The organism is Planktothrix sp. FACHB-1355, assembly GCF_014748295.1.
In the GTDB taxonomy this organism is placed as follows: Bacteria; Cyanobacteriota; Cyanobacteriia; order Cyanobacteriales; family Aerosakkonemataceae; genus Aerosakkonema; species Aerosakkonema funiforme_A.
Window position 1 is genome coordinate 1 of sequence record NZ_JACJUP010000389.1, and the last position, 5,303, is coordinate 5,303.

Consider the following 5,303-nt stretch of genomic DNA (forward strand, 5'->3'; position numbering starts at 1 on the left):
AGCTATGGCAGTAGCTTTACATGAGTCTATGTGATTAAAATTGCTTGTCGCTGCTGCTAATGATTCAAAAATTTCCACTACGCTATCCATTACTCGCTGAAAACGTTCACTATCTTGGATTTCTCCTAAAGATGGAGTAATCCAGATATCAAATTCTTTCAGTTGGGTTTGTAAATCTAGCGCGATTGTAGGTACTTTCATGGCCGAATACATTAAAGGTTGAGACAGGGAAATCGATTGGTCTTTCTGAAAAATAGAAAGATGCTTTTGAGAACTACAAATATAATCCAATGTAGCTTTAGCAAATAGTTTTGATATCGGAGGAGGTACAGCATTACCAACTAGGCGATATCCACTGACGAGATCTAGCTGAGAACCATCATCAGTAAAAATAAAATTGTCTGGAAAACCCTGGAGACGGGCACACTCTCGTAATGAAAATGGTCTATTTTTGAGGGGGTGCAGGAAATAACGCGGATTATAAAAGTTAGTAAGAATAGTGGGTGACGGTTCATTCCAAAACGGTCTTTTAAATAAACCTGAACAGAACATTGCTCCTTTTAAATCATACTTGTTGTCTTTTTGCTTCAAATAACCTTTAGAAATTAGGGACTTTAATTCTAATTCAATATCAGTAATTTGCGAAAGCGTTTCAATTTCTTTAGCGGGTATAGGATTTCCATTAGGTATATTCCCGTACTTTTTATGACGGCGATGCTTTCCTATATTTTCAAGAATAATACGCTCTCTTTCAGTAACTTCTCCAAAAAATTCTGGTATTTCCCAAGTATATACAGATGTAGAAGCGTGCCTAACATTACAAAGCTTTTGTCCTTGCTTTATACTTTTAAATATAAATTTATAGGTTTCCGGCCAGTTATTAACAACTTTATGATCTGGGATTTCACGATCAAGCTCAAGTAAATCTGAAATGACATCTTTAATTGTCAAAACTGGTTTTAAATTATTAGAACTAATTTCGTTAAAATTTAACCCATGTAATAACTTGTATTCTCCATTCCTTGCTTTAATCTCATAAGTAGGAGATGGAAAATGAAATGTATTCTCTGCTTCTTCTGGAACACCAATGAAGAAAGTTCTTCTTCTGTGCTGTGCAACTCCAAACCATACAGCATCTAGAGTACGATATTCGACTCTATACCCAATCTGTTTAAAGTCTTCTATAATACGTTTTAGGTAATTCCCTTTAAAATTTTGATTAATTCCATCTACATTTTCTGCAATAAAAATTGCAGGTCGCAATTTATTAACTGCTTCCCACATCTGAGTATACAGTGTATTTCTTTTGTCATTCTCATTTTTGGGCCCCGCTTTAGAGAAACCTTGACATGGAAAACCACCTAAAACTACATCGCAGTGTCCTAACTGCTTAATATCTTTATGGAAATCGCTAGATGTAACATCTTGCAGGAATACATTTTGATCTACATTTCTTGAGTAACAATCAACCGCAGCAGGATCAATATCGCAAGCATATATTAGCTCAAATCCAAGCTCCTTAAAGCCAATATCTAAGCCTCCACAACCGCTAAATAGACTTACAACACTAAGCATCGCTTGACCAATAATCCTTTAATTATCCTAAATCAATCGTAATCAGTTTAAATTCGTTCAGTTTATTTCGCAATTTAAAGCGATGCAAAGCAGGAAAATTATTGGCAGCGAATATTTGTTCTGTATCTATTATGTAAATAACTGACGTTCAATCTTTAAAAGTTCGCTTTTCCACAGGTTCTACCCAAACGGTACAGAATCCTGAAGTCGCTGGCCTTCCGGTTACTTCCAGAGTTACCCCCAATCGCTTGACATCCTTCTTACATTCTAGACCAGTAAGACTATCCGAATTCCACTTGATCAAATTCCGAGCAAACTTCCCCTCAGCGCTAGTCGCCCACCGCAAAGCCTCCGCCTGCTCCTGAGTCAAATGAACCGCTTCCCCCGGCGCAAACCCTCCTTGCGACCAAAGCATACCCATCCATCCCATCAAAGCACCGACACCCAACGTCGTCAATAGCACACCCGCCGCCGCCACCAAAGAACGTGCAGATGTCGCCACCTTCGTCAATTCTGTCTGACGCACCAGAGAATGAACAGCAGAGGCAATCTGCCCCTCTTGCTTCTCCACCGCCACCCGTTCGTAATTCGCCAGCGTCTTATTAATCCGCCCCATCCAGTGAGTAAACGCTAACTCAAAATCCTCCGGTTTCGGACTTTCTCGAATCAGCACTTCCAATCGCCCCGTAGCCAGTAAAATCAGAAATATCGGGTCAGTTGGCTCAATTTTACCCTTAAAAGCCAACTCCAACACCTTGCGCCGATATTCCTCAGATTGACCCTCCAGAGTAATATCTAAGTAGTCGGATATAAATAATGTTAACTGTCTTAAGTTTTATGAATACCCTCAATCAGCCTGCTGGCAATGATCGCGTAACTTTTACAAAAATTAACACAGTATTGATTACTTTTGTCCGACTACTTAGACATAATTAAAGCGATCTATGTTTTGTTTTGTAAATCGCTTCCAGCTACAATTAGTAGGGTGCGTCAGAGAGCTTCAAATCCTGATGCTGTCGCTCATATCTAGAGCGCCAGTCCAGTAGAATAAATTGACAAAAAGAACGAAATATGTCTTGTGTAGGGGAGAAGCATTTGGGCGACAATTTATTGCACAAAACCCAAGATTTTCTGTCCAAATGCTTCGCCCTGCCGCAGTCTAAAGCTTATTCCACATTATGTTGCTTTTGTCAAGCTCTTTTACTGGACTGTGATTCCACTATTAACTTCACCAATGTTGCGGAAGTAGATTTAGAATTGTCCCAACAAAACGGTACTTCGCAAACTGCGCTTTTCTTCCTCTACAGTAGCGGTGGAAATCGCTATATAGGTTACGATCTGGATGCCTCCGGGCCTGGTAATGCTGTGAGTATTACACAGTTTGATGTCTCGCCGATGCCATCAAACGTTATGATGTTCAACCAAATAGGTTGGATATTTTATCATCTGCTTGACATTAAGCTAAAGCTGACCTGGGCATTTGTCCAGGTCACTTTCGATTGTTTTCCGTTATACAATCTCTACCGAGGATGAGCGTTAGGCAATAATAGATCGAGTTTCCTGGTGTGATATGGTTAGCCTTTTGGCTGGGTAAGTTAGAAGTAAGTAACCCTTTTGGTGTTATAATTCTGCAAACAAAAAATTGGCTGTTCTGACTGAAACCCTTGTTAGTAATATTACAGATGGGTGCATTTACAGATTTGGGTGGCGGGCGATCGCGTTTATACGGGTGCATTTACAAGGTTGCGATCGCAGGCAAGCCTCTTTTCATTGCTACTAACTTGAGGACGGTTAAAGGGTTATTTGTCAAAATTTTTACTACTTATACCAGAAGAGCCAAAAAGCCAAGTCTGGTCTGTGATTAATTTTTCCATTCGGAAAAAATTCTGTTACGATCGTCGATCGACCTCACTATTCAGTATAATTATCTACCCCATTGTCAGCCTTATCAAAAGGTGAGAAGTTTTTATGAGCCTTTGCCAAACAGTACTTTCCAAATAAATTGTTTGAATTCACATAGTTAAGTGCCTTTGCAAATCTCCCTTAAGGAGGATACGCTATAAAAGTTTGTACGTATTCTCCCTATTGGCCTGATAATCAGGAGGATAAAATTACTTTTTTTCAGTACATCTACCGAAGAGGATAAAAAAGTGGATAACTATAACACAACATCCGGCAAAGATTTCCTGACTTCCTCATCCATTACTGACATAATTCGGGCATTTGCAGGTGATGACATCGTTTTCGGGATGGAAGGGGATGACATTATCAACGGTAACGAAGACTCAGATATCCTCAATGGCAACCAAGGCAAAGACCTTGTGCGTGGCGGTCAAGGCGACGATCTTGTTCGGGGCGGTCAAGATGATGACTGGGTTTTCGGAGACAAAGGCGACGATACCGTTTATGGGGATTTGGGCAACGATACAGGCTATGGCGGTCTGGGTAACGACATACTGATAGGCGACGAAGAGTTAAAGACAGACTTCAGCCAAGATGGCGACGACGTATTATACGGAAATGAAAACAAAGATATTATCTACGGTCTGGGTGGTAACGACCTATTATTTGGCAATCAAGACCCAGATATCATCAACGGCAATAAAGGGAAAGACACAGTTCGCGGCGGTCAAGGCAACGATCTTGTTAGGGGTGGGGATAACAATGACTCCCTATTTGGTGACAAAGGCGACGATACCGTTTATGGAGATCTAGGCGACGACACGGGATATGGTGGCGAAGGTAACGACTTCTTAGTCGGCGACGAAGATATAAATGCAGACTTCAGTCAAGATGGCGACGACGTATTATACGGAAATGAAGGCGAAGATATTATCTACGGTCTGGGTGGCGACGACCTTCTATACGGCAATCAAGACGCAGATATCATTAACGGCAATGAAGGCAACGACACAGCTTGTGGCGGTCAAGGCCAAGATCTTGTTCGCGGTGGCGATAACAACGACTTACTATTTGGTGACAAAGGCGACGACACCATTTATGGAGATGTAGGCGATGACACTGCCATCGGCGGCGAGGGTAACGACCTGCTATATGGCGATACCAATACTGAGACATTTGAAACAACTATAAGTGTTGTGGTCTTTAGTACCATAACTGTGGAGACAGACACCAGCAAAGATGGCAAAGACGTTCTCTTTGGCGGACAAGGTAAAGATACCATCTGCGGTCTGGGTGGCGACGACATCATCAATGGCAACGAAGGCGAAGACTTAGTTTACGGCAACCAAGGTCAGGACACAATTCGCGGCGGTGACAACAACGATACAATCTGGGGAGGTCAAGGCAACGACCTACTCTACGGCGACAAAGACAACGACGTTCTCTGGGGAGACTTAGGTAGAGACAGCCTCGACGGCGGTAGCGGCGACGATGTATTCGTCATCGGCAGACGCAACGAAGAATCGGGTTTTCGCAGCACAGGTGGCCCCAACATCAGCGATGCCGACTTAATCGTCGATTTTGGCTATGGTTTGGATTTAATTGGCCTCACCGGCGGATTAACTTATGACGATTTGAATATCTTTCAAGGTAGCGGTGAAAATCAAAGTAATACTATAATTCAGGACAAATCGACGGGTGAATTTTTAGCGAATTTGAAAGGGGTTAACAGCAATACTATTACCAAAGCTAATTTCACTTACTCGACGATCCGAATTGACAATTACTTATCTTTCAGTCAGCAGACATACCGCGTTAGAGAAGAC

The 5,303-nt window shown here is 41.7% G+C and carries 5 protein-coding genes; 3 read left to right on the forward strand and 2 right to left on the reverse strand.

Annotated features, from left to right (window positions below):
* Positions 1-1,575, reverse strand: a 1,575-nt coding sequence (locus tag H6S82_RS16570) for a DNA cytosine methyltransferase (protein WP_191056438.1), incomplete at its 3' end; no start/stop codon positions are given.
* Positions 1,576-1,723: 148 nt separating this feature from the next.
* Entirely contained in the window at positions 1,724-2,386 is a 663-nt protein-coding gene (locus H6S82_RS16575; protein ID WP_190474231.1) for a DUF6753 family protein, read from the reverse strand.
* Between the two features lie 260 nt (positions 2,387-2,646).
* Here H6S82_RS16575 and H6S82_RS16580 point away from each other — a divergent pair, with 260 nt between their 5' ends.
* From H6S82_RS16580 to H6S82_RS16590, 3 genes are all read left to right on the forward strand, one after another.
* Positions 2,647-3,108 (forward strand): hypothetical protein, encoded by a 462-nt coding sequence (locus tag H6S82_RS16580; RefSeq protein WP_191056439.1) that lies wholly within the window; start codon positions 2,647-2,649, stop codon positions 3,106-3,108.
* Positions 3,109-3,257: 149 nt separating this feature from the next.
* Entirely contained in the window at positions 3,258-3,440 is a 183-nt protein-coding gene (locus tag H6S82_RS16585) for a hypothetical protein (protein WP_190465975.1), read from the forward strand.
* A 285-nt stretch (positions 3,441-3,725) separates the two neighbouring features.
* Positions 3,726-5,303, forward strand: a 1,578-nt coding sequence (locus H6S82_RS16590) for a hypothetical protein (RefSeq protein WP_191056440.1), incomplete at its 3' end; no start/stop codon positions are given.

Excerpts from the sequence above, each read along its gene's own strand:
- H6S82_RS16580 (WP_191056439.1), top strand. The coding sequence starts at position 2,647 with ATGTCTTGTGTAGGGGAGAAGCATTTGGGCGACAATTTATTGCACAAA.
- H6S82_RS16585 (WP_190465975.1), top strand. The coding sequence starts at position 3,258 with ATGGGTGCATTTACAGATTTGGGTGGCGGGCGATCGCGTTTATACGGG.